24 protein-coding genes are annotated in these 25,880 nt (G+C 41.5%); 9 read left to right on the top strand and 15 right to left on the bottom strand.

Annotated elements, in window-relative coordinates:
- Positions 1-20: 20 nt before the first annotated feature.
- Positions 21-2,051 (bottom strand): M13 family metallopeptidase, encoded by a 2,031-nt coding sequence (locus tag ALE3EI_RS11125; RefSeq protein ID WP_186988671.1) that lies wholly within the window; start codon positions 2,049-2,051, stop codon positions 21-23.
- A gap of 196 nt (positions 2,052-2,247) precedes the next feature.
- On the opposite strand from ALE3EI_RS11125, the gene ALE3EI_RS11120 reads away from it, so the two are divergent.
- Positions 2,248-2,850 carry a hypothetical protein gene (locus tag ALE3EI_RS11120; protein WP_186988670.1) on the top strand — a complete coding sequence of 201 codons (603 nt, stop codon included), beginning with the start codon at positions 2,248-2,250 and terminating at the stop codon, positions 2,848-2,850.
- 8 nt (positions 2,851-2,858) lie between these two features.
- On the opposite strand, the gene ALE3EI_RS11115 is transcribed toward ALE3EI_RS11120, so the two are convergent.
- A complete protein-coding gene (locus ALE3EI_RS11115) occupies positions 2,859-3,722 on the bottom strand; it encodes a winged helix-turn-helix domain-containing protein (RefSeq protein WP_186988668.1) in 864 nt (287 codons plus the stop codon).
- A 117-nt stretch (positions 3,723-3,839) separates the two neighbouring features.
- Here ALE3EI_RS11115 and ALE3EI_RS11110 point away from each other — a divergent pair, with 117 nt between their 5' ends.
- Entirely contained in the window at positions 3,840-4,397 is a 558-nt protein-coding gene (locus ALE3EI_RS11110) for a YceI family protein (protein ID WP_186988666.1), read from the top strand.
- 10 nt (positions 4,398-4,407) lie between these two features.
- Positions 4,408-5,001, top strand: coding sequence for a hypothetical protein (locus ALE3EI_RS11105; RefSeq protein WP_186988664.1), 594 nt, complete (start codon positions 4,408-4,410; stop codon positions 4,999-5,001).
- A gap of 44 nt (positions 5,002-5,045) precedes the next feature.
- Here the strand turns inward: ALE3EI_RS11105 and ALE3EI_RS11100 are convergent, their stop codons facing one another.
- Positions 5,046-8,075: a WD40/YVTN/BNR-like repeat-containing protein gene (locus tag ALE3EI_RS11100; protein ID WP_186988662.1), complete on the bottom strand. Its 3,030-nt coding sequence runs from the start codon at positions 8,073-8,075 to the stop codon at positions 5,046-5,048.
- Between the two features lie 269 nt (positions 8,076-8,344).
- Here ALE3EI_RS11100 and ALE3EI_RS11095 point away from each other — a divergent pair, with 269 nt between their 5' ends.
- Positions 8,345-8,581, top strand: coding sequence for a YtxH domain-containing protein (locus ALE3EI_RS11095; protein WP_186988660.1), 237 nt, complete (start codon positions 8,345-8,347; stop codon positions 8,579-8,581).
- Between the two features lie 59 nt (positions 8,582-8,640).
- Here ALE3EI_RS11095 and ALE3EI_RS11090 read toward each other — a convergent pair whose 3' ends face one another.
- From ALE3EI_RS11090 to ALE3EI_RS11075, 4 genes are all read right to left on the bottom strand, one after another.
- Complete coding sequence (locus ALE3EI_RS11090) at positions 8,641-10,821, bottom strand: TonB-dependent receptor (protein ID WP_186988658.1); 2,181 nt, start codon at positions 10,819-10,821, stop codon at positions 8,641-8,643.
- A 55-nt stretch (positions 10,822-10,876) separates the two neighbouring features.
- Entirely contained in the window at positions 10,877-11,194 is a 318-nt protein-coding gene (locus ALE3EI_RS11085; protein WP_186988656.1) for a DUF6660 family protein, read from the bottom strand.
- A 104-nt stretch (positions 11,195-11,298) separates the two neighbouring features.
- On the bottom strand, positions 11,299-12,948 hold the full coding sequence (locus tag ALE3EI_RS11080; protein ID WP_186988654.1) for a tetratricopeptide repeat protein: 1,650 nt from the start codon (positions 12,946-12,948) through the stop codon (positions 11,299-11,301).
- Positions 12,949-13,054: 106 nt separating this feature from the next.
- The gene (locus ALE3EI_RS11075; RefSeq protein WP_186988653.1) at positions 13,055-14,605 is read right to left on the bottom strand and encodes a DEAD/DEAH box helicase; all 1,551 of its coding nucleotides are present in this window, start codon (positions 14,603-14,605) and stop codon (positions 13,055-13,057) included.
- A 181-nt stretch (positions 14,606-14,786) separates the two neighbouring features.
- Between ALE3EI_RS11075 and ALE3EI_RS11070 the strand changes: the two genes are divergently transcribed.
- Entirely contained in the window at positions 14,787-14,972 is a 186-nt protein-coding gene (locus ALE3EI_RS11070; protein WP_186988651.1) for a hypothetical protein, read from the top strand.
- 20 nt (positions 14,973-14,992) lie between these two features.
- Here ALE3EI_RS11070 and ALE3EI_RS11065 read toward each other — a convergent pair whose 3' ends face one another.
- From ALE3EI_RS11065 to ALE3EI_RS11050, 4 genes are read right to left on the bottom strand one after another with little or no spacing between them, the layout of a single operon-like run.
- On the bottom strand, positions 14,993-15,244 hold the full coding sequence (locus tag ALE3EI_RS11065) for a hypothetical protein (protein WP_186988650.1): 252 nt from the start codon (positions 15,242-15,244) through the stop codon (positions 14,993-14,995).
- A gap of 17 nt (positions 15,245-15,261) precedes the next feature.
- Positions 15,262-15,681, bottom strand: coding sequence for an SRPBCC family protein (locus ALE3EI_RS11060; RefSeq protein ID WP_186988648.1), 420 nt, complete (start codon positions 15,679-15,681; stop codon positions 15,262-15,264).
- A 2-nt stretch (positions 15,682-15,683) separates the two neighbouring features.
- Positions 15,684-16,106 (bottom strand): VOC family protein, encoded by a 423-nt coding sequence (locus ALE3EI_RS11055; RefSeq protein WP_186988646.1) that lies wholly within the window; start codon positions 16,104-16,106, stop codon positions 15,684-15,686.
- A 31-nt stretch (positions 16,107-16,137) separates the two neighbouring features.
- A complete protein-coding gene (locus tag ALE3EI_RS11050) occupies positions 16,138-16,590 on the bottom strand; it encodes an SRPBCC domain-containing protein (RefSeq protein WP_186988644.1) in 453 nt (150 codons plus the stop codon).
- Positions 16,591-16,742: 152 nt separating this feature from the next.
- Here ALE3EI_RS11050 and ALE3EI_RS11045 point away from each other — a divergent pair, with 152 nt between their 5' ends.
- Positions 16,743-17,723 carry a GlxA family transcriptional regulator gene (locus ALE3EI_RS11045; protein ID WP_186988642.1) on the top strand — a complete coding sequence of 327 codons (981 nt, stop codon included), beginning with the start codon at positions 16,743-16,745 and terminating at the stop codon, positions 17,721-17,723.
- 27 nt (positions 17,724-17,750) lie between these two features.
- On the opposite strand, the gene ALE3EI_RS11040 is transcribed toward ALE3EI_RS11045, so the two are convergent.
- The 3 genes from ALE3EI_RS11040 to ALE3EI_RS11030 all read right to left on the bottom strand — a co-directional run bounded on the left by ALE3EI_RS11040 (position 17,751) and on the right by ALE3EI_RS11030 (position 20,709).
- On the bottom strand, positions 17,751-18,209 hold the full coding sequence (locus ALE3EI_RS11040; protein ID WP_186988640.1) for a cold-shock protein: 459 nt from the start codon (positions 18,207-18,209) through the stop codon (positions 17,751-17,753).
- A gap of 111 nt (positions 18,210-18,320) precedes the next feature.
- Positions 18,321-20,021 (bottom strand): T9SS type A sorting domain-containing protein, encoded by a 1,701-nt coding sequence (locus ALE3EI_RS11035; protein WP_186988638.1) that lies wholly within the window; start codon positions 20,019-20,021, stop codon positions 18,321-18,323.
- A 169-nt stretch (positions 20,022-20,190) separates the two neighbouring features.
- Positions 20,191-20,709, bottom strand: coding sequence for a DinB family protein (locus ALE3EI_RS11030; RefSeq protein ID WP_186988636.1), 519 nt, complete (start codon positions 20,707-20,709; stop codon positions 20,191-20,193).
- Positions 20,710-20,833: 124 nt separating this feature from the next.
- On the opposite strand from ALE3EI_RS11030, the gene ALE3EI_RS11025 reads away from it, so the two are divergent.
- Positions 20,834-21,442 (top strand): hypothetical protein, encoded by a 609-nt coding sequence (locus ALE3EI_RS11025; RefSeq protein ID WP_186988634.1) that lies wholly within the window; start codon positions 20,834-20,836, stop codon positions 21,440-21,442.
- A 52-nt stretch (positions 21,443-21,494) separates the two neighbouring features.
- Positions 21,495-22,049: an ExbD/TolR family protein gene (locus ALE3EI_RS11020; RefSeq protein WP_186988632.1), complete on the top strand. Its 555-nt coding sequence runs from the start codon at positions 21,495-21,497 to the stop codon at positions 22,047-22,049.
- Between the two features lie 6 nt (positions 22,050-22,055).
- Here ALE3EI_RS11020 and ALE3EI_RS11015 read toward each other — a convergent pair whose 3' ends face one another.
- A complete protein-coding gene (locus ALE3EI_RS11015; RefSeq protein WP_186988630.1) occupies positions 22,056-22,424 on the bottom strand; it encodes an RNA methyltransferase in 369 nt (122 codons plus the stop codon).
- 106 nt (positions 22,425-22,530) lie between these two features.
- Between ALE3EI_RS11015 and ALE3EI_RS11010 the strand changes: the two genes are divergently transcribed.
- On the top strand, positions 22,531-25,812 hold the full coding sequence (locus ALE3EI_RS11010) for a glycosyl hydrolase (protein WP_233279959.1): 3,282 nt from the start codon (positions 22,531-22,533) through the stop codon (positions 25,810-25,812).
- Positions 25,813-25,880: the final 68 nt, after the last annotated feature.

Raw genomic sequence — 25,880 nt, 5'->3', positions numbered from 1 at the left:
CAACCTAAATGAAACACTAGCTACCAGATCTTGATCCGTTCTTCCTCGGTCTTATAATTTGCTTCTCCGGGTTGCACCTCAAATGCCTCATAGAATGGCGTAAAGTTCATCAGCGGTCCATTTACCCTCCAAACCGGAGGCGAATGCGGATCGGTGGCCACATAATTCCGTAAATATTCGTCACGGGTCTTTACCCTCCATATCCTTGCAATAGATAAAAAGAACCGCTGGTCGGGCGTATATCCACCAATCTTCGTGCTATCTTGGCCTTGTTCGGTCATTTTAAATGCATCATATGCAATAGCAATCCCACCGTTATCTGCAGTGTTCTCACCTACGGTTAAAGCACCTTTTAAAGGCACACTGTCCAGAACTGTAAAAGCACTGTACTGATCGATGATCTGCTGAGTCTTTGCTTTAAATTTGGTATAATCTTCTTCGGTCCACCAATTGCTTACGTTGCCGTTTTTATCATATTGTGCCCCTTGATCGTCGAAAGCATGCGTGAACTCATGCCCTATCACCATCCCTATTCCTCCGTAATTCACGGCATCATCGGCATAAAGGTCGAAATAAGGTGATTGTAATATCCCGGCGGGAAAAACGATCTCGTTCAGTGATGGGTTGTAATAGGCCGTAACCGTTGAAGGGGTGGTAAACCACTCATCTCTGTTGGGTGGTTGGTTTAATTTTTTCAGATTGTATTCGTAATCATCCTTGCGTAATTTTACTACGTTTTCAAAGAATTTATCACGATCTATAGTTACATCATAGGTGCGCCAAACATCGGGGTAACCTATCTTTTTCTTGATGGCAAACAATTTATCCTTGGCCTTTACTTTAGTGCTGTCGCTCATCCAGTCCAGCGCATCGATGCGTTTTTCCAGGGCGAGCTGAAAGTTATTTACCAGATCCAGTGCCCGTTGTTTGGCCTCTTCGGTAAAATGACGCTTTACGTAGATCTGCCCTAGTGCAAAGCCCAACTGTCCATCGACACGCCGCACCATTTGTTTGGCTCTGGACTGCTGCTCCGACTGTCCGGAGAGTACCTTCGAATATTCGAAAGATGCATCCTGAAAGGGTCTGCTTAAAATATTGTCATTTGAACTTATCGCATGAGCTTTAAGATATAATTTCCAGTCGGATAAAGGAACTGAAGTAAGCATGGAATTCAGTTTTTTGTAGTATTCAGGCTGACGTACATCTACTGAATCTACATCCATTCCCAGTGTTTCCAACAATGCAGACCAACCAATATTCTTCATACTGGCATCCAGATCTGAAACCGCCATTTTATGGTAGTTTTCCTTTACTACGCGCCGCTCGATTCGAGTTTTATGAGATTCGGCCAGTTTCTTTTCAATGGCGTATACTTTTTCAGCTTTTTTAGCAGCATCGGCTTCTCCTGCCAGTTCAAATAATCTGGTGAGATAGGCTTTATATGCCGCCTGAATTTCCTTAATCGAAGCATCCGTTCCGAAGTAATAATCACGATCGGGTAGCCCTATACCGCTTTGAGAGAAATGAACAATATTTATTGAACTGTTCATCTGGTCGGGAGAAATATACGGACTCACTATAGAATGATTTCCCTGTTTTATCTGCAAGCCAACAAATTTCATCATCACAGAAACGTCACGTAATGCCTCAATGCGGTTTAAATATGGCATAAGCGGTTTAATTCCGCGTTCGTTTATACTTATGGTATCCATTCCCGAAGCATAGAAATCTCCCACCATTTGCTCAATACTTCCTTTTGGGTGTTCGTGTTGTGATACTTCTTCCAATATGTCTTTGAGCAATTCCTGCTGCGGAATATTTAAAAATCGATACGACCCTACTCCTACCTGATCCTCGTCGATCACAGCCTTGTCATACCATTGCTGATTTACATGCGCAAAGAAATTATCTCCGGGCTTTATTTCGGGAGAGATCCCGTCGAAGACCACCGGCTTGATCTCAGTAGTGTCTTTAGTAGGTTCAGCATCTTTTTCATTCTTACATCCAATTAAAATGGTTAGCAATACGGAAAGAAGTAGTAGTTTTTTCATAATGAGTTTCTGGTTTACACAAATATAAAGAATTTCTCAGGTGCCGGAACACGCCTCACTAACAATAAGAGCTATAATGCCTTTTATATCAGAATACACTGAAGCCGATGTATAACGATCCTTAAATTCACACTTTTTTTACTTCCTTTTGACATTTCACAAGCTTCTGTCTTATATTTTTATCAAAAAAAAACAGATGTCTTTTATAAACAAAACCACTATTGCCGCGTTTCTTTTGGTATTCTTAAATAGTATATCAGTAATTTGTCAGTCAACAATTCAGCCTTCCATCCTTCAAGCTGAAGAAACCTGGGGGAAAGAGATCATTAAATTTCCTGTAGAATGGGTACCGGAAATGACCCTCACAGGTTTTGAGGAATTGCGTTTTGCACCGGGCTGGTCAGATCCTGAAAGCGATCGATTCTGGACTCTGGTCATGGCATGGAGTGTGGAAAGTGCCGGACCGCTAAGTTTTGAACAAATTGAGCGAAATCTGAGAGGCTATTTCACCGGCCTAATGATTCCAAACCATTGGGCAACTGATTTTCCCGATCCAGTTCTAAAGCTTCGAAGTTCTGAAACCGAGAAAGAATCTAAAAACCTGCATGGTACAATGACGCTTTTCGATGGATTTCATACCGGCAAATTAATTACTGTGCAAATTAGATGGGAACAACATTATTGTGAAGAAGCCAAACGCGCTATGGTGATCTTTCGATTTTCACCTAAAACCTTCGATCATCCTGTATGGAAAGAGCTCGACGCCATTAAAAAAGTTCGGAATGTTTGCGAAAATTGATCAAACTTTTACTGGACCTCTAACCGATACCCTACTCCGTGGACGTTGGTGATCTTTATGTTTTCATCTGCTTTCAGTTTTTTCCTAAGCTTCGAAATATATGTATCCAAACTGCGTCCCACGATCACTCCATTGTCCTCCCATACTTTTTTGGTAAGTTCTTCTCTGGTGATAATGTGATTTGGACTCGCGACAAAAAGTGCCAGCAGTTCACATTCCTTATTAGATAATGGAATCTCTGTAGCCTGCTGCACCAATTTATTCTGTTCTGGATAAAAGTAGAAACTTCCTATGATCTTGGCCTCGGTATCCAAAGACACCGGTGTAGGTGAAACTCTGCTTCTAAAAAAGAGAAAACCGGTGAGGAGCAAGGCAATACCTCCTAAAAGTAAAATGATCATCTTAGTACTTAAAAAAGGGGTTTTTTGATTTAAAAATCTCAGTTGAATGGTGTAACAGTTTTCAGGAAGGAATCTGCCGCGACACGGGATGATGCTGTTTTCGGTATTGTGCTCCATCCCATAACTATACACCACCTCCCTATTGGAGCATTGTAATACTTCCACCCTATATACTTCGGGTAAGCCTGAACGTTTAAACGCAGATTCCATCAATGAAATAAGGCTGTCCGGTTCAATGGCCAAAGACCGCTGAAACGACAGTTCAAATAACATATCTTCTTTCTTTACCACAGGCATGACCAGAGAAACCGAATCTCCATGGGCCAATAACAAGGTATGACCCACCTCCCGCAACGATAATTTTACCCGTTCGGGGAAGTCGGTTTGTGCTTTATCATCTTCCGCAAAGATCCCGATAAAGAATAGTAAAAGAACAGCGGCCGTTATCGAATAAAAACTTGGTTTGCCCATAATTCCTGCAAAGAACCTATAATTAGTTTAATTTTTACAACAGTTGACACTTCTTTTACAATTTTTTGACACATTTCACCTGCCTCCCGTCCTAGTTTTACGTCAAAATTAATCAATATGCGAAAACTACTATTTACAATCATCATGATAACCGGCTTAGCAGGTTATACACAACAACAAAAAACGTATCAGTTAAAGCCTCAACAAAGTGTCATCAACTGGACAGGCAGCTACACTTTCCTTTTTAGTGGACACAAAGGCACCGTAAAATTTAAAGAAGGAACACTTTTTTCCAACGATGGAAATATTACCGGCGGATCATTTCTAATAGATATGACGACCATTTCCAATGAGGAATATCTGGCCGGTATAGGCCCGGTACAGCACATACGAAACCCGGATTTTTTCGATGTAAATAAGTTTCCCGAGGCGAAATTGGTCATAACTTCGGTACAATTCTTTCCCAGAGAAAACCGGCACAAATTTCTGGCCGATCTTACCATCAAAGGAATTACAAAACCCATTGAATTCTGGCCCGAGATCGATGAAGCCAATAACAGGATCAACACAAAACTGAAGATCGATCGCACCCGCTGGGGAATTACGTACAATAATAAATTAAAGAACGATGCCATATCTGATGCAATTGCGTTCGATATAGTGTTACAATTCTAAAACCGACCCTATGAGAATAATGCTTCTTTTTTTATGCTTGGCCTGTTCAGCACTGATTAGTGCACAGGAATATGAGCGAGAACATTTTTTGAAAACTGACACCACATGGACAAAGGAATATTTCGATCTACCCACGGGTTTTGCACAGGACATGACGGTACGGGGTATTGAAGAAGCCATCTTTCCCCCGGGATGGGGAAAGGTGGAGCATGCTGAGTTTTGGTCGTATATTTTTGTCTGGGCTGTTAATACTACTGAACCTCTTACTGAACATGACTTAGAAATGAATTTAGAATTGTATTTCGACGGATTAATGGATGTTAAACAAAAGGATTCCACAGTAAACAAACTGCCTTCCACAGCCCTGTTGGTTCCCACGGAATCAGCCACCGGAAATACAGTCTATACGGGAAAAATTCGGGTTTTTGACCGCTTCCGTACCCAAAAGATGATGACTTTGAACCTTAAGGCTGAACAGCAATTTTGTCCGGCACAGGAAAAGTCGATTATAGTCTTTCGGTTTTCACCTGCCACTTTTGATAAAGCGGTATGGAAAAAACTAAACGCGATACCCCTACGTGAAGCTATTTGCGATCTTAACTAAGCATTGAGATATATTTTCATTTGGGTGTACCCCTTCTTCGCTCATCAAGACTGCATAAGTTCCTCCTTTAATTGATTAAACTGAGCTAACAATTCGGTATAGCGCTCCTCGGCTTCATTTCCGGGTAACTGATCGGCACCGCTTACCATATTGAGTAGATAGGAGATCTGAGCGACCAGCATTTGCTGCGGATAGGCACCTTCTTCATTTTTAAGCTTTTTAAGAATGGCTTTTATTCCTTCGGAAGAATTCGCTGTTCCGCTGGTCATGCTGCTTTCTGAAGTCTCCAATTGCTGTTCCAGATCCACCTGTAACTTTCGGGCTTCCGAGAGCAGCGCAATCACCTTATTTTGAAATGCCAATTGCTCTTCTATCACTGCTGTAGTTACCCCTTCGGCTACGATTCTCGGATCGGCAAGGATCTCAAATTGTTGTTCGAGAACCTGAGCTCCTATGGTTAATCTCGCCGTATAAACCCCCGGAGGTACCATGGGACCGTTTTTAAACCTGCGGTTTGGTTTTTCGGCCCAGGCTCCCTTCTGTCGCAGATCCCACGCAAAACGATTCAACCCGGGTTTAGATTCCAGCTTTTCGTCGGCGTAAACAAAGGTCTCACTCAAATTCATGTCCTCCACTATGGTTTCAGTAGATCTTAGTTGGGTGCTGTCGCTCACAACTGTTACAACCGACTGCATATTAGCATTGAATATCTCCAGTTGAACTTTTCCAGCGGTATTTTCAGGAATATAATAATCGAAGGTCACATTAGTTCTCGGATATTTTGGAAAATCTGAATTTCCTCCACTGGGAAACCGGTAGCGTATGGTTTTATCGGGCTGAAACAAACGCGCAGTGGTACCCAATGTGTTCACTTCGGCCTGCCGAAGCGTTGTAATATTATCCAGGATCCAGAAACCGCGACCCATCGTACTTAATATGAGGTCACCTCGAAATATCTTCAGATCGGTAATGGGAGTTACCGGTAAATTCTGCTGAAAGGATACCCAGGATAATCCGTCGTTAAAAGAAATAAACACCCCGAATTCGGTACCTGCATATAATAATCCTTCTCTTACCGGGTCTTCTCGCAACACACGCGAAGAAAAGTCGGACGGAATTCCGTTAGCATCAGAACTTAATAATTCCCAGCTTTCACCATAATCGGTTGTTTTATAAAGATAAGGTCTGGTATCACCAAGCAAGTGCCTGTCTACGGCAATATAGGCTTTCCCAGGATCGAAATGAGAAGGCTCAATAGATTCTACCCGTCCGCCTTTTGGCATATTAGCCGGAGTAACATTCTTCCAGGTAGCCCCCCCATCACGGGTTACAGATACCACACCGTCATTAGACCCAACCCAGATAAGTCCCGGCATAAGCTCCGATTCCCTAATGGAGTACAACGTACTGTAGTATTCTTCTCCCGTAATATCACGGGTAATCGGACTTCCTGAGATGACCTGCTTATCAGCTTCAAAAGCGGTGAGATCGGGTGAAATGGTTTCCCAAGTGAGGCCGTCATCTATCGTTTTATGTACATACTGTGAACCGTGGTACACTACATCGGGATCATGGGGTGATACGTGAATAGGTGCTACCCGCTGAAATCTGTATTCAAGATCCTTCGGATTGTGACCGTAAATATTGGAAGCGCCTACATAGTAACTTTTTTCAGTACCGGTTCGCTTGTCGAAAACCCCAAACCTCCCTTTGCAATTGGCGTAGACAATATTGTGATTACCGGGTTTTGGCACTGCCGGACCGGTTTCACAACCACCGGTGTTAATGATCCATCCTGTCCCTGCATTCTGTATACCATACGGAGGAAAACTGGGTACTGCGATGGTCGTGTAATTATCCTGCTGTCCGCCGTACAACCAATACGGATACTGATCGTCTACTTCAACCTGGTATATCTCTGTGGTTGGCTGATTAAATTGTGTAGACCATGTTTTTCCACCGTTGTGAGAGACATTGGCACCACCATCATTCGCCTGAATGATGAGATTCGGATTGTTTGGATTGATCCAGATATCGTGATTATCACCGTGAGGTACGCGCATTTCCTTCCATGTCTTACCACCGTCGACAGATTTCAGGATGGGGTTTGCATTTGAATAGATGATATCCACATTGGTGGGGTCGGCTTCTATATTGGTGTAATAAAAGGGACGGTTAACCAGTCCCTCTTCATTGGAAACCTGAACAAAGGATTTTCCTTCATCGTTAGATCGGTACAATCCCCCCTCCTTTCCCGGGGCTTCAATGACGGCGTATAAGACATCAGGTTCTGCAGCAGATACCGCCAGATCGATCTTTCCAATGAGTCCTTGGGGCAAGCCATTTTCCAGTTTTTCCCAGTCTTTTCCCCCATTCTTCGATTTGTATATTCCCCCTTCAGCATTAGTTCCACCCGAGATGATGGTCCAAGGCTTGCGTTGTCCCTTCCAGGCGGCCGCATAGACCACATTCGATTTTTTTGGGTGAAGTTCCAGATCTGAAAATCCGGTTTCTTCAGAAACAAATAATACCTTATCCCATGATTTACCGCCATCGGTGGTTTTAAAGATTCCACGGTCTGCATTTGGGGCAAAGGCATTTCCTATGGCGGCAACCCAGACTATATTATCATCTTTACGATCTATCTCAACAGCACCTATCTGTCCTGCTTCCCGAAGACCAATATGTTGCCATGATTTACCCGAATCTACCGATTTGTAAACGCCTTTCCCGCTAATTACATTACTACGAAGCCCGTCCGATCCGGTCCCTACATATACTACATTGGGATGCTTTGGTGAAACTTCAATTGCGCCTATGGAAGGTGTTGCAAAAAATCCGTCGGAAACATTAAACCAGGTTGTTCCATAGTCTTCTGTTTTCCAAACTCCTCCCCCTGTAGCTCCTAGGTAAAAAGTACCGGGAATTTCAGGAATCCCGGTTACTGCGGTAACTCTTCCGCCTCGCTCCGGACCAACGGTTCTGTATTGTAACGATGAAAAATCCTGTGCGAAAAGACAGCCTGTAAAAAGAAATGATAGAAAAAGATGAAATGAAAAAGCTTGAATCTTCATGAAAAGAAATGTATAATGGTTAGTTTTTAAAAGTAACAATTATCAACTTTAAATTCAATAGAGAATTTCAATAAAAATGTGAAAGCGACAAGAAATTCATAAACACTCCTTTTGATGTTTCTAAATAGTAAGTTCTCTTTTCTTCGATTGCCATCCAAAGACCCTTAAAAGCGTATTAAAATTGTGCTAAACTCTCTTAAAATTTACCGGTCAATCTTCTTTATTCTTACCTTCACATAACTCAAAAAAACAATAAAATACACTTGAATATGAAAAGAAATGAAAAAGGATTGATCGCATTGGCCGGAGCTGCAATTCTCGGCGGATTGGCATACTGGAAATACAGAAGCTTGTCTGCTCAGGAAAAAGCCGATCTTAAACTAAAGGTAAAAAATACCGGTGAGCGTATTAAGAATTCTGCTATTGAGGTAGAGAATTCACTTAGTGAAAAACTAAGCCGCTTAAAGAATAAGTCGAACAACAAAGTCAATGATCTTTCTGCTTAATCGCAATCAAAATTTAAAATTAAAAACCCGCCAATAGCGGGTTTTTCTAGTTTGAATACCTAATGTTCGTCTTCGTTTCCAAAGGGTTTAATGATGATCCCTGCACTTAAAATAAATCCGTCGGTAGGCGCATAGATCTCCGGGAAGACAGGATCCTCATGAGGTGGCAGTACCAGCGGTGAATACCTACTTTGTCTTCGATCGGTGAAATTTTCGAAATTCACATAAACACTCCCCCAGTCGAAATTACGCATTGCAAGAAACCCTAGCAGCGTATAGGCCCGGGATTTTGTTCCATTGGGAAGCAATTGCTGTCCGGTATAAAAGGTTTCGAATCCAAGCATCCAAACCGAGCCTTCGTACATAACCACACTACCTGCATTGTGACGGGCTGTTAAGGGTTTTTGAGGCTTTGTTGGTAAATAGTTGAGTCTGGTGTCTATATAGGCATAATTCAAAAACCATCTGAAGTCCTTATACGAAAACTTGACATTGGTTTCTGCTCCCTTACTTACAATCGTTCCATCTGCGTTCTCGAATGCCAGAAAGTTTCCTTCCGATGGATTTAAGAGCAATCCGTCACGGATCGCTGTTACATAGAATAATTGGTTTATGGACACATCAATATCTGTAACGAGGGAGCTTCGGTAATTAAAATCGATATTACCACCATAAGAACGTTCGGCCTCCAGCGTCGATGTATCAATGGGCATAATATTCTCATAGTTGACACGCTCGGCTTCTTCAGTAAAAATATCAGGGATCTTATATCCCAATCCACCACCAATTCTACTGGAAAACCCTTGATCATTCTTATAAAGCAAAGAAAGTCTGGGTAATGCAAATGTTCCCCAGTCCTTGGCATGATCCAACCTGAAGCCCGTTTCCAGGATCCAGCTATCTGAAAGATCGTAAATATTCTTTCCGAAGGCACCAAAGGTAACATCTTGTTGATCGCGCTGCAGTGCTTCCCCATCATCCTCATCAAAGTCTACCGTGTATAGATTCACACCAAAGATCCAGTCAGATTCTTTTGAAAAGGTTTGAAAGGTGGCTTCCGAAAATGAATTGATCTGATCCCCACTAAACCTGAGATTCGGAAGAGTAAGCTCTCTGTTAAAATAGGAAATACTATTTCTGACGGTAAGGGTATTAACCGGTGAGAGTTCTGTGCGATATTCAAACTGACTGCTTAGACGTTTCGAATTATTTTCTTCGGTATACTGGTGGATCCCGTTGGGTTCACCTTCAATGGCATTCATATCACCCCCCAATCTGTTATCATAGGTTCCGTTTAGCCCCAACCACAACCGGGTAGCGTCTGAAGGGTAGTAAAACACCTTCGGATTAAAAGAAACCGATCGGGTTTCAGGCAGATTACTAAAATCATCATCCTCGGGATCATAGGCTTTTTGATAATGACCCGAACCATATAATGAAATACCCAGCTTCCCATACCGTTCGCTGTAAAATGCATTCACGGTGCTTCCTGCAGCCATTGTTTGTGACAACATGAGCTGAAGCTCAGGCTCATCCTCAGGTGTTTTTGAAACCATATTTACCAGCCCGGCAATAGCACCTCCCCCGTACAGAGTCGATGAACTTCCTTTGATGATCTCAAATTGCTGAAGATCCAAAGGTGGGATCTGCAAAATACTGAGTCCGCTGGAAAATCCACCGTATAGCGGAAACCCATCTCGTAGCAACTGTGTATAGCGACCGTCCAGACCCTGAATTCGGATGTTGGTATTTCCACTGCTCAAGGACGTTTGTTGCATTTGTATCCCGGTACTTTCCCGAAGTACCATAGACACACTGTTAGGGTTCATCATGGCTTTTTCACTGAGTTCCTCAGAGCCGATAAATTCGACACGCGTTGGGGTCTTTCTTATGGTTCTCGTACCTCTCGAACTTTGAAGTACCACTGCATCGAGCGTGTTTTCACTCTCTTCTAAGTTAAAGACTAATGGTGATTCTTGAGGAACTACAACTTCAACTTCAACGGGTTCAAAACCCAAAAATGAAATTTGAACTTCATAAGTTCCATCTGGGATATCGGAAAATACAGCTATTCCGTCAAAATTAGTGATTGCTCCTTTATCGAGGGACTCGATAAACACTGTAGCACCCGATAAAGGTTCATTATCACTTACCACAACTATTTCTATTGTATTATTCTGGGCGTATATAGAGATACACCACATTAATGAGAGCATTAGGCTCCCTATAAGTTTTTTCATATTGAAGATTTTTGTTAACTAATAAAGAAGTAAGCCTTTCACAAGGCAGTAAATTTTAGCTAACAAATTGTGGAGGGTGCCAGATGGAATTCAAATAATTGAAGGAGTATAAACTTATATAATCTGACACAGGTATTGAAATTATCTGTAAGGGGTTCTTCGGAAGGAATTGTTCCAGGAGTTCAAATGTGACTGACGTTCCGCAGCAATTGCAAAAACAAACGGCGGGGCAGGAATCATCACTGTCTTCTGAATGATCGTGATCTTCGATGGCAATGGGATCTTCATTGTGATCGGCGCTAAATCCGTCAGAACAAGGCTTGAACGACAGTAGAAGCATAAACAAAGCAAATATGAGAGTAACTGCTTTCATAGGTAAGTTCAAAGATATGGAATTGTCTGTTCTTCCAAAATGCATGATTCGAATTTCTTGTAAAAAAACCCGCAAGACGCGGGTTTTAATATGGCTGAATACTTTTAATGTCCTTCATTAATCCGCCGAAGCATTTCTTTGGCGTTCTTTCCGGTAGGACCTTCGGGATCCATGGTAAGTGCCTTGTTGTAATATTCGATAGCTTTTTCTTTGTTCCCTGCTTTCCAGTACCCCTCCGCGAGGCTATCCCAAGCATTAGGAGAATCGGGGAATAATTGAGTTACAAAACTAAAAATGGTCACCGCTTCTTTGTATTCACTATCATTCAATACGCGATATCCGGCATCGTTAAGAGCTCCTTCAAAATCAAAGAATCGATAGGTCGGGTCGTTCACCAGTCGTTGTGCTTCCGACTGTAGTTTTTCCATATCACCTGCCAGATACATTTTGGTAAGGTAATCCATAGGTGATAGTATGAGATCTGTATTGTTATTATTGAGGGCCGCATCAAGTACAGGATCCTTATTTGTTTTATAATCCTCGAAGCTCATATCAATTGGAAAATGAGGTGCTGTCCATTCGGCTCCTTCCCACTGTGGTTTGTCCTGCCACCAAGCGAAAGATAAATATACCGGTAGTTCACTGTTTGGAAGCATAACCCGATTGTTATCACCATAGAAGTTTACATTCTCCCCTGTAGGTTCTCCAATAAAAATGGTGTTGGTATAATTATCGAGTTCATTAACCAGATTCTGGCAGGCAGAAAAAGTTCGCCGACCTATAATTGTGTATAAGTTCCCGACCGTATTGATCTCCTTGTTCTCAATGATGCGTGTGATCACGGCTTTGTTCTTGTAGTTATTTCCGCCACCATTAAGCCTTACATCCAGAATAAGTTTTTCTACATCATTCTTTTCAATAAAATCAAAAACCCGATCGTAAAAGGCCGGAATATTCTCTGAAGGATCATCCTGTATCTGACTCTGCCGTACATAGACCGTTTTTGATTCGGGCAGATATTCATAGAAGTAAATTTTATCTAAGTGCTTCAAATACAATGGTGTCTTATCTTGCTCACGGGCCTCTAGCCAATCTCCTTGCTGTTGAACAAACCCATACGTAAGCGGAACACTTTCACCGAAATCTAAAGCCTTAAAGTTTTGTTTGAAGGTCTTACCGTTCTTTTCCAAAGTGAATTCGACAGTCTCAGATAACGTTGGAATTATTTTTTGCGCATGAAGGATTTGCGGACTTATCATATACCGGAATCCGTAGGCTCTAAAAAACTGATCGTTTTCAACCGGAACCACCGGATAAACGGCGTCCATTACTTTTTCTACAGGCATTCCTCCTATGGCAATGACTTTAGCTCCCAATGCTGCCGAATAATCCTTATGTATTCCCTGGATATAAACTCCATCGCTAAACTGATACAAGTTCATAGGTAAAACCTGATAAGCATCCGCAATACTCCTGAAACCGAGTTGAGTATGTCCGTATTTAAATGAAGAAACAATGCGTGCCAATCCAACGATGATCTCGTGCTTTTCAAGTTCAGGAATTTCTTTATAAAGCTCTTCTACGGCTTTGTCGAAATCGGCTGCCGTAGTCTTTTTGAATAAAAAGGGATAATCGGAATGTACCGTTTTCTGTAAAAATTTCAGGTCTTCCTGCCATTGGGCAGTAGTCATGGTGTTTTGCGCGTTAACCTGTGAAACAAGTACGCATACTAAGATAAAGATGATTCTTTTCATGATGATTAATTTTAATTGATTGATGATGTGATATTTAAAAGAGTCTTAAATATCGGAAATGTTACACCATATTTATATAAAAAACCAATCAAATTAAAATTGAGGATCAATCTTCGGGCGGATAGCCGTGTATTTCTTCAAAAACGGTATCAAAATTCTCACGCAGGTAAGAACGTAATTTAAGTCGGTAATCATCCTTTAACCAGCTCAAAAAATTATGTGTGCTTTTGCTGATGCATTTGGCGTATTTTTCAATTCGGTTGTCAATATCGTCCCCCAGGAGTTTGGCAAGGGTAAGCGCATCGTAGACATCCTCACTGTTCTCGATACAGATATAGGCATGTTGTGCTATGGATTTTTCAAGAACGTCTTTGGACGAGCCTCCACTTCTTATGGCTTCCATATAGGTTTCCTTGACGTCGAAATAAACTTCTTCACTTTTCCCAAACTGAATCCTTATGTCTTCGGGCATCTCATACCTAAAATTACTTTCCAGTTCTTCATCACTTTGCAGTCGATCCATGTAGTAATCGGGTGATCTGAAGATGAGCTGCCAATCCAGATCGGAACCCCAGGGACCAAAACGATAACAATTATTACCCAGATCAATGACCTTAAAGCTGGATTTATTATTCAGGATCCGGGACCCACGACCGATCATTTGGTAATACAATGTTAGCGATTTGGTCGCTCTGTTGAGTATGATGGTATCAATGGTAGGTTCGTCGAAACCGGTGGTTAATATACTTACCGAAGTTAAAATGGCATTCGGTGTTTCCCTGAACCATTTCAAGATCTGCTTTCGTTGCTTTTTAGAAGCTGTATTGTCAAGGTGCATGATAGGATACCCCGCAGCTCTAAAACTGTAATATACCTGTATGGAAGTGTTGATCCCGTTATTGAAGATAAGCGTCTTTTTTCCTTCGGAATGTTTAACATAAGACTCCAACAGTTTGTCGAGCATCGCCGGGCCGGTATACAGGTCTTCGGAAGACTTTACCGTGTAATCCCCATTGGCACCAACTTCCAGTGAGGTAAGTGACATATCGTACTGAAACATTTCTGCTCTTGCCAGAAATTCATTTTCAATAAGATTTTGAATGGATTCTCCCGCGATGAGTTCATCGTAGTTATCCTTCATGGGGAGATTGCGGTTCGAACTTAGCGGTGTGGCTGTAACGCCTAGAATAAAGGATTTTTCAAAGAATTTAAACAGTTTAGTAAAGGAATTGTAGTGTGCTTCATCAATGATCACCAAACCAATATCAGATATGTCCAGTTTGTTCTCATTAAGCCTGTTATTGAGGGTTTCCACCATGGCCACAAAGCAAATATACCTCTCCTGGTCATCGAGGTTTGCGGTACTGTTCACCACTTTATTCACTACTCCAAAACTGCTCAGCATTTCGGAAGTTTGTTTGCAAAGTTCAATTCGGTGCGTCATCACCAGAACCTTTTTGTTATGATGTTTCAGGTATTGTCGTACTATTTCAGAAAAGATCACTGTTTTTCCACCGCCTGTTGGTAACTGATACAACAAGTGGTAATCATCTGGTGCCGTCTCAAATTTTTTAAAAATCTGATTTATAGCCCCTTGCTGATAAGTATATAATTCCTTATCGGTTTTTCTTTCCTGCAATCCAATCGCATTCTCCAAAGTATTCTCCTTTTTAAAGTTGCAAAAGTACCACCTTTAAGAGGTTATTACCAAGTATTTCAGAAAACTGTTTGTGTTTTTTAATAGAATTAACGTATTCACCCTGAGCGTTAATTTTGAGTGAAATTTAAGTTTATATCAAATTATGAATTACATTTAGGAGGATCTTAAATGTAAGGTTATGAAGAATCACGCCTTTCCTTGTCCTAACTGCAACAATCCGCTAGAAATGGATATTGATGCCTTGCTGCTGGGCAGGGTGATAGAATGTACCGACTGTCACAGTAGTATGAAGTTAACTAAAGACCATATTAACAGTGTGGCAGACGCATTAAAATCTAAAACTTCCGTTTCCAAAAAGAAGTAAGTGCATTAACTCCAAAGCCACTAATTCTGAATAATTTGACAAGGACTCTTTGGCACTTCCTGTAATACTTCAGCTTTTTGGCCCTGTTTCATAAACAAGTCAGTGATGCCATAAGCAGAAAAGGTAGAAGCGTTGTATTCGGCTCTAAGGATACGATCACAATCTTCGAGATCGAAATTAAAAGATACTTCAGGAAAATGTACAGCCAGTAATTCTAAAAGTCGATTCGCTTTTTCTAATGAATTGATATCTGTTTTAAACACCTCTACCATTGCTGCTCGTTTTCAGACTAATTTTGCTCTATGTATGCCTTAAAATTATCCAGAATTGCCTGCCATCCATCCCGTTGCAGTTCGATTGGATTTACGGTTTCCGGATCGAAAGTTTCGGTAATCCTTACCCCGGCTTTGGTGGCTTCAAAGTTAACGCTCACCTTTCGGCCATCATCAAGCTTATACTTCAATCGTTCCGGGGCTTTTACTTCGGAATAAATCCCACTGAAATCAAACCCCATACTTCCATCTTTGGCTTCCATACGTGATTTGAACGAACCACCGGCTCTCAAATCGCTTTCCGCTTTGGTTGTATGCCAGTCCGGACTGGCCGAATTCCATTTTATGATATGCTTAGGATTGTTCCAAACTTCCCAGACTCTTTCGGGAGAAGCTTTAACCTCGGTCTTTATGGTAATTGGCGATAATTGTTCCATGACTATGCTTCTTTACTGAAATTGATCATCCATCGTATTCCGAAGGCGTCGATAAAACTGCCAAAATAATCACCCCAAAACTGATCTTCCAGAGGCATTTCTACTTCTCCCCCTTTTGAGAGCCCGTTAAACAGGCGATCGGCCTCATCCCGACTATCGGGACTAAGCATGACATACATAGTGTTTCCTTTAGAAAGAGTTTGTCCGGCTGAAGGCATTATGTCTGATGCCATTAAAATCGTGTCCTTAGCAACAGGAAGGGAGATATGCATGGTTCTATTTTTTTCTTCTTCGGAAAGCCCTTCAGTACCCGGGGCTTCATTCATTTTCATATGGGCCGTAAATTCACCGCCAAATACCGATTTGTAAAAGCGGAATGCTTCTTCGGCATTTCCGTCAAAATTTAAGTAAGGATGTACTTTCATGATTTGTTGGGATTATTATTATTATTTATTGTTACTGGTTCTGTTTATTGATCTCGGAGATTCGTTTTACTTCGTTCAACGCCTTTGGGAAAGTGTCGTTGAACTTATCTAGGTATTCCTCCATTATATCCATTTCGATCTGTAATTCGGTTTTACCATCATTTTGGATTAAGGTGTAATTCTCCTGACCTCCCTGCCATTTTTCAACTTCTTCGCCGCTAAGGATCTCCTCATCGTCCTTGACATAGCCAAGGTGTTCAAAAGACATATAATGGCCATCTATTTTTTTCCTTATTCTGCTCACCATTCCGTTTCCTTTACCATCCAGAAACAAAACTTTACTTCCCTCCTGCCAATCGGTCTTGGCGTGTGATCCGTCTGAAAAGACTTTTGTCCATTCAGGATACGTTTTATCACTCCACAACACATCCCAAACCTTATGGGGTGTAGCATCGATCTTGATTTTGAATTCCTTTCTTTTCATTGTTCTTACGATTTACTAATTACTGCAAAGTCAAAGATAAACAGCTCAATTGAGACGTAGAAGGTGTAATTACGACATTCTTGAGGGTTGATTACGACATGCATCTTTCGTATTATTGTTGTACAGTTTTAAAGATAATCCAAAAATGAATTATGAAACACGTATCCATACTTATTCCGAAGGGTGAGTGCAGTGTCGTAAATATTGGTGGTACCCATCAAATGTTATCCTGGGTAAATGAATATAGAGCCTCTACCGCCAAAGCTCCCTTGTTTAAGATTGAATTGGTTGGAATCGATCTTGAGGCCGATACTACTGAAAATCTTATTCCCATCAAGCCTCAAAAAACCATAAAGGATATCAACAATACCGACCTGATCATAATTCCCGCCATGTTTGGGGATTACAAGCGCTATTTACATGAAAACGCAGACTTTATCCCCTGGATGATCTCACAGTATAAGGAGGGTGCAGAAATAGTAAGTCTATGTATAGGTTCATTCTTTCTGGCGACCACCGGATTGTTGGACGGAAAACAATGTTCTACGCATTGGCAGTATGCAAATCTGTTCAGGCAAATGTTTCCAAAGGCAATTATGACAGACGATAAGATCATTACAGAATGTGACGGCATTTACACCAGTGGCGGGGCCTATTCGTTCACCAATTTGGTGGTTTACCTTATTGAAAAATACGCAGGGCGGGAAACAGCTGTGATGGCAGCCAAAGGTTTTATGGTAGATATTGATCGCAGCAGTCAGTCTCCGTTTATGATCTTCTCCGGACAGAAGAATCATAAGGATAAGGAGGTGTTACAAATCCAGAATTATATAGAACAAAATTTCGGTGATAAATTTACCGTGGATTCTTTGTGCAAAAAGGCAGCATTGACCAGAAGAACCTTCGAACGTAGATTTAAAAATGCAACTTCCAATACAGTGCTGGAATACATACAGCGTGTGAAGGTTGAAGCTGCCAAAAAAGAGTTGGAAGTTGGGAGAAAATCGGTAACGGACGTCATGTATGAAGTAGGTTATTCAGATCCGAAAGCATTCAGGGATGTTTTCAGAAAGATAACCGATATGACTCCTTTGGATTATTTAAATAAATATAGTGTAAAAGCTTATGCTTAAGCACGATAATAATAAACACTTACATAGTTACTTTACAAGCGTAACCTTTACAGCATTCATTCCTTTTAGGCCCTTTTCCAGTTGAAAAGACACGGTATCGTTCTCGGCGATGGTATCCACCAAGCCGCTAACGTGTGTAAAATATTTTTCGTTGTTTTCAGAATCAACAATGAATCCGTAACCTTTGGAAGTATCAAAGAAGGATACTTTTCCGGTACGTGTAGGGTCTTTTGCTTCCCTATCGGCATCGGTCATCTTGGGGATTCCTATTACTATATTTTCTGCTTCCACCTCAACCTTTTTCGATGGATCGGGAGGAGTATCGGTAAGGTTTCCGTTGTGATCGACATAGGCAAATTCTATACCCGGGCCTTTTTCAAGGGCTTCAGCTTTACGAGCAATTTTCTTCTTTTGCTTTTCCTCACGCTTCTTTAGCCGCTTCTTTTCTTTTTCACTTTTACTATAGGTTTGTTGTGATTTCCCCATTCAATTATTTTAGTTATTTTTTTGCTTTCTGCTGTAAAGATACCTATAAAGTAGGGGCTTTAGCAGATATTATCTGTATTTATTTTTTCTGAAGGTATTTTATTTACTGTTTTATTGAAGGATTACTTTTATAACTTCCGTACTGGTATTGGTCTTAATACTAATAAAATACAAACCTGAATTTAACTTACGTCCGGTATCGTTTGTTCCGGTCCAGACCCATTTCTGTTTTCCCGAAGCACAACCCTTAAGCAAAGTGTTTACTTTTCTACCCAGCATATCAAACACTTCAACCAAATATTCATCATTAACGGGCAAATTAAATTCTATGGTTATTGAATCGCTAAACGGATTGGGATAAGCGGTGACTCCAAAGTCTGCTATAAAACTTTCAACGCCCAACGGAAAGGGTTCAATTCGGGTGTAATACACATCCTGACCGCCGTTTAATGTATTGGTCCATGTAAGATGTGCGGCATCATTATCAGAGACCATATCGAAATAATCCCCCATTTTATTTTGCTGTGGATATCCAATGGTAGGGTCGAAAGCAAGTGAAATAGGTTCATTTATTTCCCAGCTGTCGCCGTTATCGATTGAAAACGTATAGTACAACACCGAATCGACCGTTCCGCCAGGAGCGTCTCTCGTATCCAGCCACGCAACATCTATTCTTCCGTTTGGAGCCACAGACATGGTTCCAAACCACTGAAAGGCCGTGGTGTTTGCGTCATCATTTAATCGTACTGGCGGTTCAAATGAATTTCCCCCATCGGTACTTCGCGCAAACATCACGTCTGCCGGATCACCATTATTTCGTTGCACAGAAGCGAGAACATATAAATTTCCATCACCCGGTCCTCCCGACTTGTCCACGTCAACCCAAGCCTGTCCCAGCAGTCCCTGCGGATTCACAGGTATGCCGGCATCGAGATTACCGTCGAGATCTACCGTGGCAAACGAATCGAAAGTTACGGGATTTGTAGGATACTGTGCTGTGGACGATCGTATCACTATGATACCGGAAGGACTGGTTCCGGTGATATACAAAACTCCATCATTATCAACAGCCAATGTTCCCCAAAACGGATCACCAAGCACACTTACACAGCTTTCAAAAGTGTTACTGCCGTCTACAGAGCGAGTAAAATCTCCTGCACAGGTGGTAAACGATTCATTCCAGTAACTGTAGTTAAAACCGGCACTTGCTTGATTCGATCGGTCTATTCTCATCCACTGTTTATCGCCTCCCCTGGCCGAAACCGGGGCGTCCCAGACCACACCTCCGTTGGTGATCTTAAATACATCACAGGCAAAGGAGCCCTGAAGACTGTTGTAATAAAAGTTTCCGTCCTTGTCAAAATCAAGCACGGGATCTGAACGAAAATTTCCGGGATCCAAAACTCCGGGGAAAGTCCATGAGAGTCCGCCATCCAGCGAATACCCATACCCTGCCTGTCTAAAATTATTCCCTACCGAATCGAATTGACGCCATCCAATTACGATCCTGTCGGGATTTGTTGGGTCGACCGCAATAGAGGGTTCGTTAGCGGCATCACCTACAATATTATTGCCGTTGCTGTCTACATTAACCTGAGCGGTGAAGAAGTTAGACGAGAAAACACGGTAGGCCGGACTTCGGGCTTGTAGCGATTTATCTATGATGATATATTCATCATCCGGGATTTCGCTATGCATCGCTTTAAGCTGTTGCGAACTGTAAAATTGTGCATTTGTTGGATAACTGTACAGAAGTATAATTCCAACGAAACGAAGAACAGGAACAGACTTCAATTTAACTGATAAGGTCATAATTAAAAAGATGAAATGAGCCAATAAAAAATTAGGTAGTCGATACCCTTCTCAAATACATCGTTGAAGTCTGTGGTTGGCAGATATATGCTAAAGATACAACAACTTTAAGATTTAAACAATAGCATTCAGACGAGCGCCATAGTCCTTTCCGTATAAACCTATCAGATTAAAGGTAGCGCTCCTTGATGATATCCATATGCCATATCTCGTGTCCCAGTATAATAAAGGCGGCAGCTCTGGCTGAAAGCCGGCTTCCGCTGGCCTCTCCAATGTATTCTAGGTCTTCTTCAGAAAGACTTTTTACAATAGATATGGATTGATCACGAGTGGCATTGTATTCCTCCATCAGTTGGTCGATAGATTTGGAATCGGCTCCGGATGGTAGTACATAATCGTCCTGCTCAAAACCTGCCAGGGGTGTCTTGTCTCGTCTGGCTATACGCAAACAACGATACATAAAGATCCTTTCAGTATCTATTATATGCTGAAGAACTTCTTTGATACTCCATTTACCCGGTTCGTAGCGGTAATTCAATTTTTCTTCATCAATTTCTGAAAAAAATGAGACTACATTTATTTTGTTGAATTTAAAATTCTTGTGAAGATCGATAAAAGGAGGAACCTTTTCTATATACCCCTTATAGTACGGGTTGTATTCCTCAGGTTTTAAGATTGCGGTTGTCATTAGCCTTTTGTTAGTTTTCCAAATGTAACTAAAAACTCAAAAAGATCTCCTACCCGGCTGTAAAACTGAACAATACAATGACCTATTTAAATTTTTCATAGCTTAGAGCCCAAATTATTATACTATGAAAAGAATACTACCCCTGCTTTATATTTTGGTTTTTCCCATCACGATATTAGCTCAATCAGATTCACGGATAATGATCGAAGAAGAACAAATTGCAAATCGTCTTCTGTTGTATGCCGTAAATGTTAGTGATGATGATCTGGATATTATGATCACCGTTGAAGGAACTAATTTCAGGCAGAGTAAGTCGAAACCAAGAGTAATACGCATTCCAAGTCTGTCGAAAGTGCATGTTCACAATCTTATGCTCGATAAGAAGTTAATTCCCAATTACACCGTACATGTTACGGTAAATGATAGTTTGTCCAGACGGGCTTTAATAAAACCAGCTACGAGGATTCAGATCGATCCCGTTAAACCTATAACACTTTATGTTACTGAAAACTGTGCTAATTGCGACAGTTTAAGTGAACATATGGCAAATGGCAAATACAAATTCAAGTTGCACCGTCTTGCGGAAAACCCTGAAGTGAAAAAGCAACTGGAAATGGCTGTTACAGGTTTGGATACCATTACAAGACCGGTCTTTACTATAGGAGGACACCTTTTTAAAGAAATTGGCACTTATGAAGAATTGTTGGAGGCATTGATCAAACAAGAAGAATAACCTCTGGCACTTTTCTTGATATTTCCATCTCATAACGCAAATCCATTTTCGTATGAGATCTTTAAAAAACACGCCCGGATTAAATGCCGGTAGTATGGCCGATATAGGCTTTCTACTGCTTATTTTCTTTTTGGTGACCACTACAATCCCTAACGATAAGGGTATCGCCAGAAAACTTCCCGCACTTTGCTCTACTAAAGACTGTGATATCACTAAGAATGAGAGAAACGTATTGAGAATATCCATCAATGAAAATGGAGAAATTTTCACAAAGAACGAAATAATTGCAATTAGCGATCTCGAGAAAGTGATAGCAGCATTTATAGACAATAATGGGGATGCCAGCTGTGACTATTGCAGCGGATTTGGACTAAAGGATTCTTCAGACAATCCCAAAGAGGCAATAATATCAATCACCACCCATCGCCTTGCACCTTATGCCAGCTTTATTGAAGTTCAGGATGCTATTACTTCGGCTTATACTACCCTAAGAGAGCAGTATATAGCTACAGTCCTTAGAGTAAATCCGGAAAGCCTAACCGAGGATGAACTCTTTCAGGTTAGAGAGGCTTACCCTTTACAAATTTCTGAAGCCGAACTAAAATAATATATCCTAACTTTTATTACTTTTTCGTGATGCCTTTGCCATGGGATTGTAATCCAGACACAACTGGATCCAAAAGCTAAGATCTTTATCGGTGTCGAAACCATCGGGAGTGATAAAGGCATATCCTTTCATAGGTCTCCCTGTAAAATCCATGGGCAAACAACATTCTTTGTGCATCACTATGGCGTAAGCTTCCGTACCAATTCGAGCCATTAGTAAACTATCTCCATATTTCTTATCGAGATGAATACCACATAACATCTTATCTTTTACTTTAAAACAGAGTCCTCCCATCATTTTGATTTCTGTAAAAGAAATATGCCGTTCACTAAGGATCTTTCGAATTCTATCAGCTAAAAATTCATCGTAGGCCATACTGTTTCTTAAATAGCATACTGTTAAAGATACAACTTAACACGGTGTTCAGCTTTTTTTAATTAATTTTAAGCAACACTTAATCGATCTAATAAATCATCATCCTATGAAAATAAACATTAAGCTCCTAGTATCGGGAATTCTTTTCTTTTGTCTCTTTTTTACTGCAAATGCACAACGAAAGACAAGCAACAATCAAAAACAAACTACAAAATCAACCGATTCTATCTATAATGGTCTTGCCTTAAGGAATATAGGACCTGCATTTATGTCGGGACGCATCTCAGATGTCGCAATCCATCCGGAAAATGAAAATATCTGGTATGTTGCGGTTTCATCGGGAGGCGTGTGGAAGACAGTAAATTCCGGTACCACATGGACCCCTGTTTTCGATTCTCAACCCTCGTACTCTATGGGATGCATTACGCTGGATCCCAATAACCCGGATATAGTTTGGGTGGGCACAGGAGAAAATGTTGGCGGAAGGCATATGGGATACGGTGATGGGATCTACCGAAGCACAGACGGTGGTACAAGCTGGAAAAATATGGGCTTAAAGAATTCTGAACATATTTCTAAAATAATAATACATCCTGAAAATTCTAAAATTATGTGGGTCGCAGTTCAGGGACCTTTGTGGAATAAAGGTGGTGATCGCGGACTTTATAAATCTACAGATGGTGGAGGTTCATGGAAAAAAACTCTGGGAGATGACGAATGGGTTGGTGTTACCGATATCGTTGTCGATTCCAGAAATCCCGATGTTATGTATGCTGCCACTTGGCAGCGGCATCGTAATGTAGCTGCCTATATGGGTGGTGGTCCCGGTTCGGGAATCCACAAAAGTATCGATGGAGGAGACACTTGGATAGAACTTACCCATGGCCTACCCGATTCATGGATGGGGAAGATAGGGTTGGCAATTTCTCCACAGAATCCCGATATCGTTTATGCAGCCATTGAGTTGGACCGACGCACCGGAGGGGTTTACAGATCGGCAAATCGAGGTGCAACCTGGGAAAAACGTTCGGATGCAGTGGCCGGTGCCACGGGTCCACATTACTACCAGGAGCTGTATGCCTCACCGCATCATTTTGAAAAATTATATCTGGTGGATTCCAATCTTCAGATCTCTGATGATGGTGGTAAGACTTTCTATCGAATGAATGAAAACAACAAGCACGGAGATAATCATTCGGTTTCTTTCAGAAAGGACGATCCCAATTACCTCTTAATAGGAACCGACGGTGGTCTCTACGAATCCTTCGACCTCACTAAAACCTGGAAATACGTCGAAAACTTGCCGGTTACCCAGTTTTATAAAATAGCCGTGGACGACGCGGAGCCTTTCTACAATATTTACGGTGGTACGCAAGATAACAGTACACAAGGTGGTCCTTCCAGAACCGATAATACGCAGGGAATTCAGAACAGCAATTGGAAAGTGGTTCTTAATTGGGACGGACACCAGCCGGCAACCGAACCCGGAAATCCCGATATAATTTACGCTGAGAGACAAGAGGGAAATCTATCCCGAATAGATATGTCCACCGGAGAGGTAACCGATATACAGCCGCAGGCAGGAGCCAATGAGCCTCATGAACGTTTTAACTGGGATGCACCTATTTTGGTAAGCCCACACTCACCTACCCGTATATATTTTGCCTCGTACCGCGTATGGAAATCTGATGACCGTGGCAATAACTGGATGGCAATATCCGGAGACCTAACGCGTAGCGAAGAACGCATAACACTTCCAATTATGGGCAAGAAGCAGCCTTGGGACGCGCCTTGGGATATGTTGGCCATGTCCAATTACAATACGATCACATCGCTTGCCGAGTCCCCTAAACAACCGGGGTTGATCTATGCAGGTACAGACGATGGGCTAATTCAGGTGACCGAAGATGGAGGCAGCACCTGGAGAAAAATAGAAGTGGGAAGTTTACCCGGTGTTCCGTCTACGGCATTTGTAAACGATATAAAAGCCGATCTGTTTGATGTGAACACAGTATATGTAGCACTGGATAATCATAAATACGGGGATCTTAATCCTTATTTGTATATGAGTACCGACAAAGGAAGAACCTGGAAATCTATTGCATCCAACATTCCGAAGCGTACGCTCGTCTGGCGTTTGGTGCAGGATCATGTAAATTCAAATTTGCTGTTTACCGCCACTGAATTTGGCATCTATTTTTCCGTCAATAAAGGAAATAGCTGGAATAAACTACAAGGTGGTGCTCCTACTATTTCATTTAGAGACCTTGCGATACAACGGCGCGAAAATGACCTGGTTGGGGCTTCATTTGGTCGAGGGATCTTTATTCTTGACGATTATATACCCTTGCGAAGTATAAACGATGAAACACTCAAAAATGAAGCTGTACTGTTTCCACTAAGAGACGCCTGGTGGTTTGTTCCGCGATCAGATCTTGAGTTTGGAAATGGAAAAGGCAGTATGGGAGATTCACATTTTGTAGCACCCAACCCCGATTTTGGCGCTGTTTTTACCTACTACCTGAAGGACGGACTAAAAAGTTCCAGAGAAATACGGAAAATGAAGGAAAAAAATAAAGAGGCTGGAGAGTACCAGTTTCCGGGATGGGATACCTTGGATAAAGAAAAGATAGAATCAGGTCCGCAAATTATTTTAACGATTTTTAATGATGAAGGACAGGCGATTCGACGTATCAATGGTCCCGTGGGTCCTGGTTTTCATCGCTTGGCATGGGATCTTCGCTATCCTCCAATGGATGGGATAGCTCTCAATGTACCTGCGAATGCTTCCGATGGATCGGGTCCTCAAGGCTTCTTAGCTTCTCCGGGAAATTACAGTGGGCAATTATCTAAGGTTGTGAATGGAGTTGCCACACCTCTTTCAGAAAAAATAAGTTTTACGGTAAAGCCGATGTATAAGAGCGCAATACCCGGTGCAAATGTAACCGAAGTTACCGAATTTTATAGAAGCTATGAAAAATCCGTGGATAAATTCTCAGCATTGAACATTGATCTCAATAAAGCTATGAAACGGTTAACCGCTATGGAAACGGCCCTCAAACGTACTCAGGCCGCTCCCGGATCGCTCGACAGTCAATTGTATAAATTGAGACAAGACTTGATGGCGGTTAATGTAGAATTAAACGGCAATCAGTCGAAGCTGGAAATAGGAGAAAAAACGAAACCAACCATTGGAGAGCGAATGTTTGCTGTTTATCGCGGAATTGAACGTTCAACGTACGGTCCAACAGGTACTCATTTAAAATCGATGGAAATCATAAATTCACAACTGAATACAATTTCGGTAAAAATGGATCTTACCGAACAACTTATGGATGCAGTATATAAGGAACTACGTGATGCGGGAGCACCCTATATTGAAGATTAATTTTCGGTTAATGAGCACCCTTCGGGGTGCTTTTTTTTATTCCTATATTTGAAATTAACAAATAACTA

Origin of the sequence: Constantimarinum furrinae (genome assembly GCF_014295415.1) — a bacterium.
GTDB classification, from domain to species: Bacteria; Bacteroidota; Bacteroidia; order Flavobacteriales; family Flavobacteriaceae; genus Constantimarinum; species Constantimarinum furrinae.
This window is presented reverse-complemented; position numbering and strand designations above follow the sequence as displayed.

Bases quoted from the DNA above. Each gene is read 5' to 3' on its own strand.
- ALE3EI_RS11055 (WP_186988646.1), bottom strand. From the start codon at position 16,106: ATGAAAGTACATCCTTACTTAAATTTTGACGGAAATGCCGAAGAAGCA.
- ALE3EI_RS11030 (WP_186988636.1), bottom strand. From the start codon at position 20,709: ATGACAACCGCAATCTTAAAACCTGAGGAATACAACCCGTACTATAAG.
- ALE3EI_RS11015 (WP_186988630.1), bottom strand. From the start codon at position 22,424: ATGGCCTACGATGAATTTTTAGCTGATAGAATTCGAAAGATCCTTAGT.
- ALE3EI_RS11095 (WP_186988660.1), top strand. From the start codon at position 8,345: ATGAAAAGAAATGAAAAAGGATTGATCGCATTGGCCGGAGCTGCAATT.
- ALE3EI_RS11115 (WP_186988668.1), bottom strand. From the start codon at position 3,722: ATGGGCAAACCAAGTTTTTATTCGATAACGGCCGCTGTTCTTTTACTA.
- ALE3EI_RS11060 (WP_186988648.1), bottom strand. From the start codon at position 15,681: ATGGAACAATTATCGCCAATTACCATAAAGACCGAGGTTAAAGCTTCT.
- ALE3EI_RS11080 (WP_186988654.1), bottom strand. From the start codon at position 12,948: ATGAAAAGAATCATCTTTATCTTAGTATGCGTACTTGTTTCACAGGTT.
- ALE3EI_RS11010 (WP_233279959.1), top strand. From the start codon at position 22,531: ATGAAAATAAACATTAAGCTCCTAGTATCGGGAATTCTTTTCTTTTGT.
- ALE3EI_RS11045 (WP_186988642.1), top strand. From the start codon at position 16,743: ATGAAACACGTATCCATACTTATTCCGAAGGGTGAGTGCAGTGTCGTA.
- ALE3EI_RS11085 (WP_186988656.1), bottom strand. From the start codon at position 11,194: ATGAAAGCAGTTACTCTCATATTTGCTTTGTTTATGCTTCTACTGTCG.
- ALE3EI_RS11110 (WP_186988666.1), top strand. From the start codon at position 3,840: ATGCGAAAACTACTATTTACAATCATCATGATAACCGGCTTAGCAGGT.
- ALE3EI_RS11025 (WP_186988634.1), top strand. From the start codon at position 20,834: ATGAAAAGAATACTACCCCTGCTTTATATTTTGGTTTTTCCCATCACG.
- ALE3EI_RS11050 (WP_186988644.1), bottom strand. From the start codon at position 16,590: ATGAAAAGAAAGGAATTCAAAATCAAGATCGATGCTACACCCCATAAG.
- ALE3EI_RS11120 (WP_186988670.1), top strand. From the start codon at position 2,248: ATGTCTTTTATAAACAAAACCACTATTGCCGCGTTTCTTTTGGTATTC.
- ALE3EI_RS11105 (WP_186988664.1), top strand. From the start codon at position 4,408: ATGAGAATAATGCTTCTTTTTTTATGCTTGGCCTGTTCAGCACTGATT.
- ALE3EI_RS11065 (WP_186988650.1), bottom strand. From the start codon at position 15,244: ATGGTAGAGGTGTTTAAAACAGATATCAATTCATTAGAAAAAGCGAAT.
- ALE3EI_RS11020 (WP_186988632.1), top strand. From the start codon at position 21,495: ATGAGATCTTTAAAAAACACGCCCGGATTAAATGCCGGTAGTATGGCC.
- ALE3EI_RS11090 (WP_186988658.1), bottom strand. From the start codon at position 10,821: ATGAAAAAACTTATAGGGAGCCTAATGCTCTCATTAATGTGGTGTATC.
- ALE3EI_RS11100 (WP_186988662.1), bottom strand. From the start codon at position 8,075: ATGAAGATTCAAGCTTTTTCATTTCATCTTTTTCTATCATTTCTTTTT.
- ALE3EI_RS11035 (WP_186988638.1), bottom strand. From the start codon at position 20,021: ATGACCTTATCAGTTAAATTGAAGTCTGTTCCTGTTCTTCGTTTCGTT.
- ALE3EI_RS11040 (WP_186988640.1), bottom strand. From the start codon at position 18,209: ATGGGGAAATCACAACAAACCTATAGTAAAAGTGAAAAAGAAAAGAAG.
- ALE3EI_RS11070 (WP_186988651.1), top strand. From the start codon at position 14,787: ATGAAGAATCACGCCTTTCCTTGTCCTAACTGCAACAATCCGCTAGAA.
- ALE3EI_RS11125 (WP_186988671.1), bottom strand. From the start codon at position 2,051: ATGAAAAAACTACTACTTCTTTCCGTATTGCTAACCATTTTAATTGGA.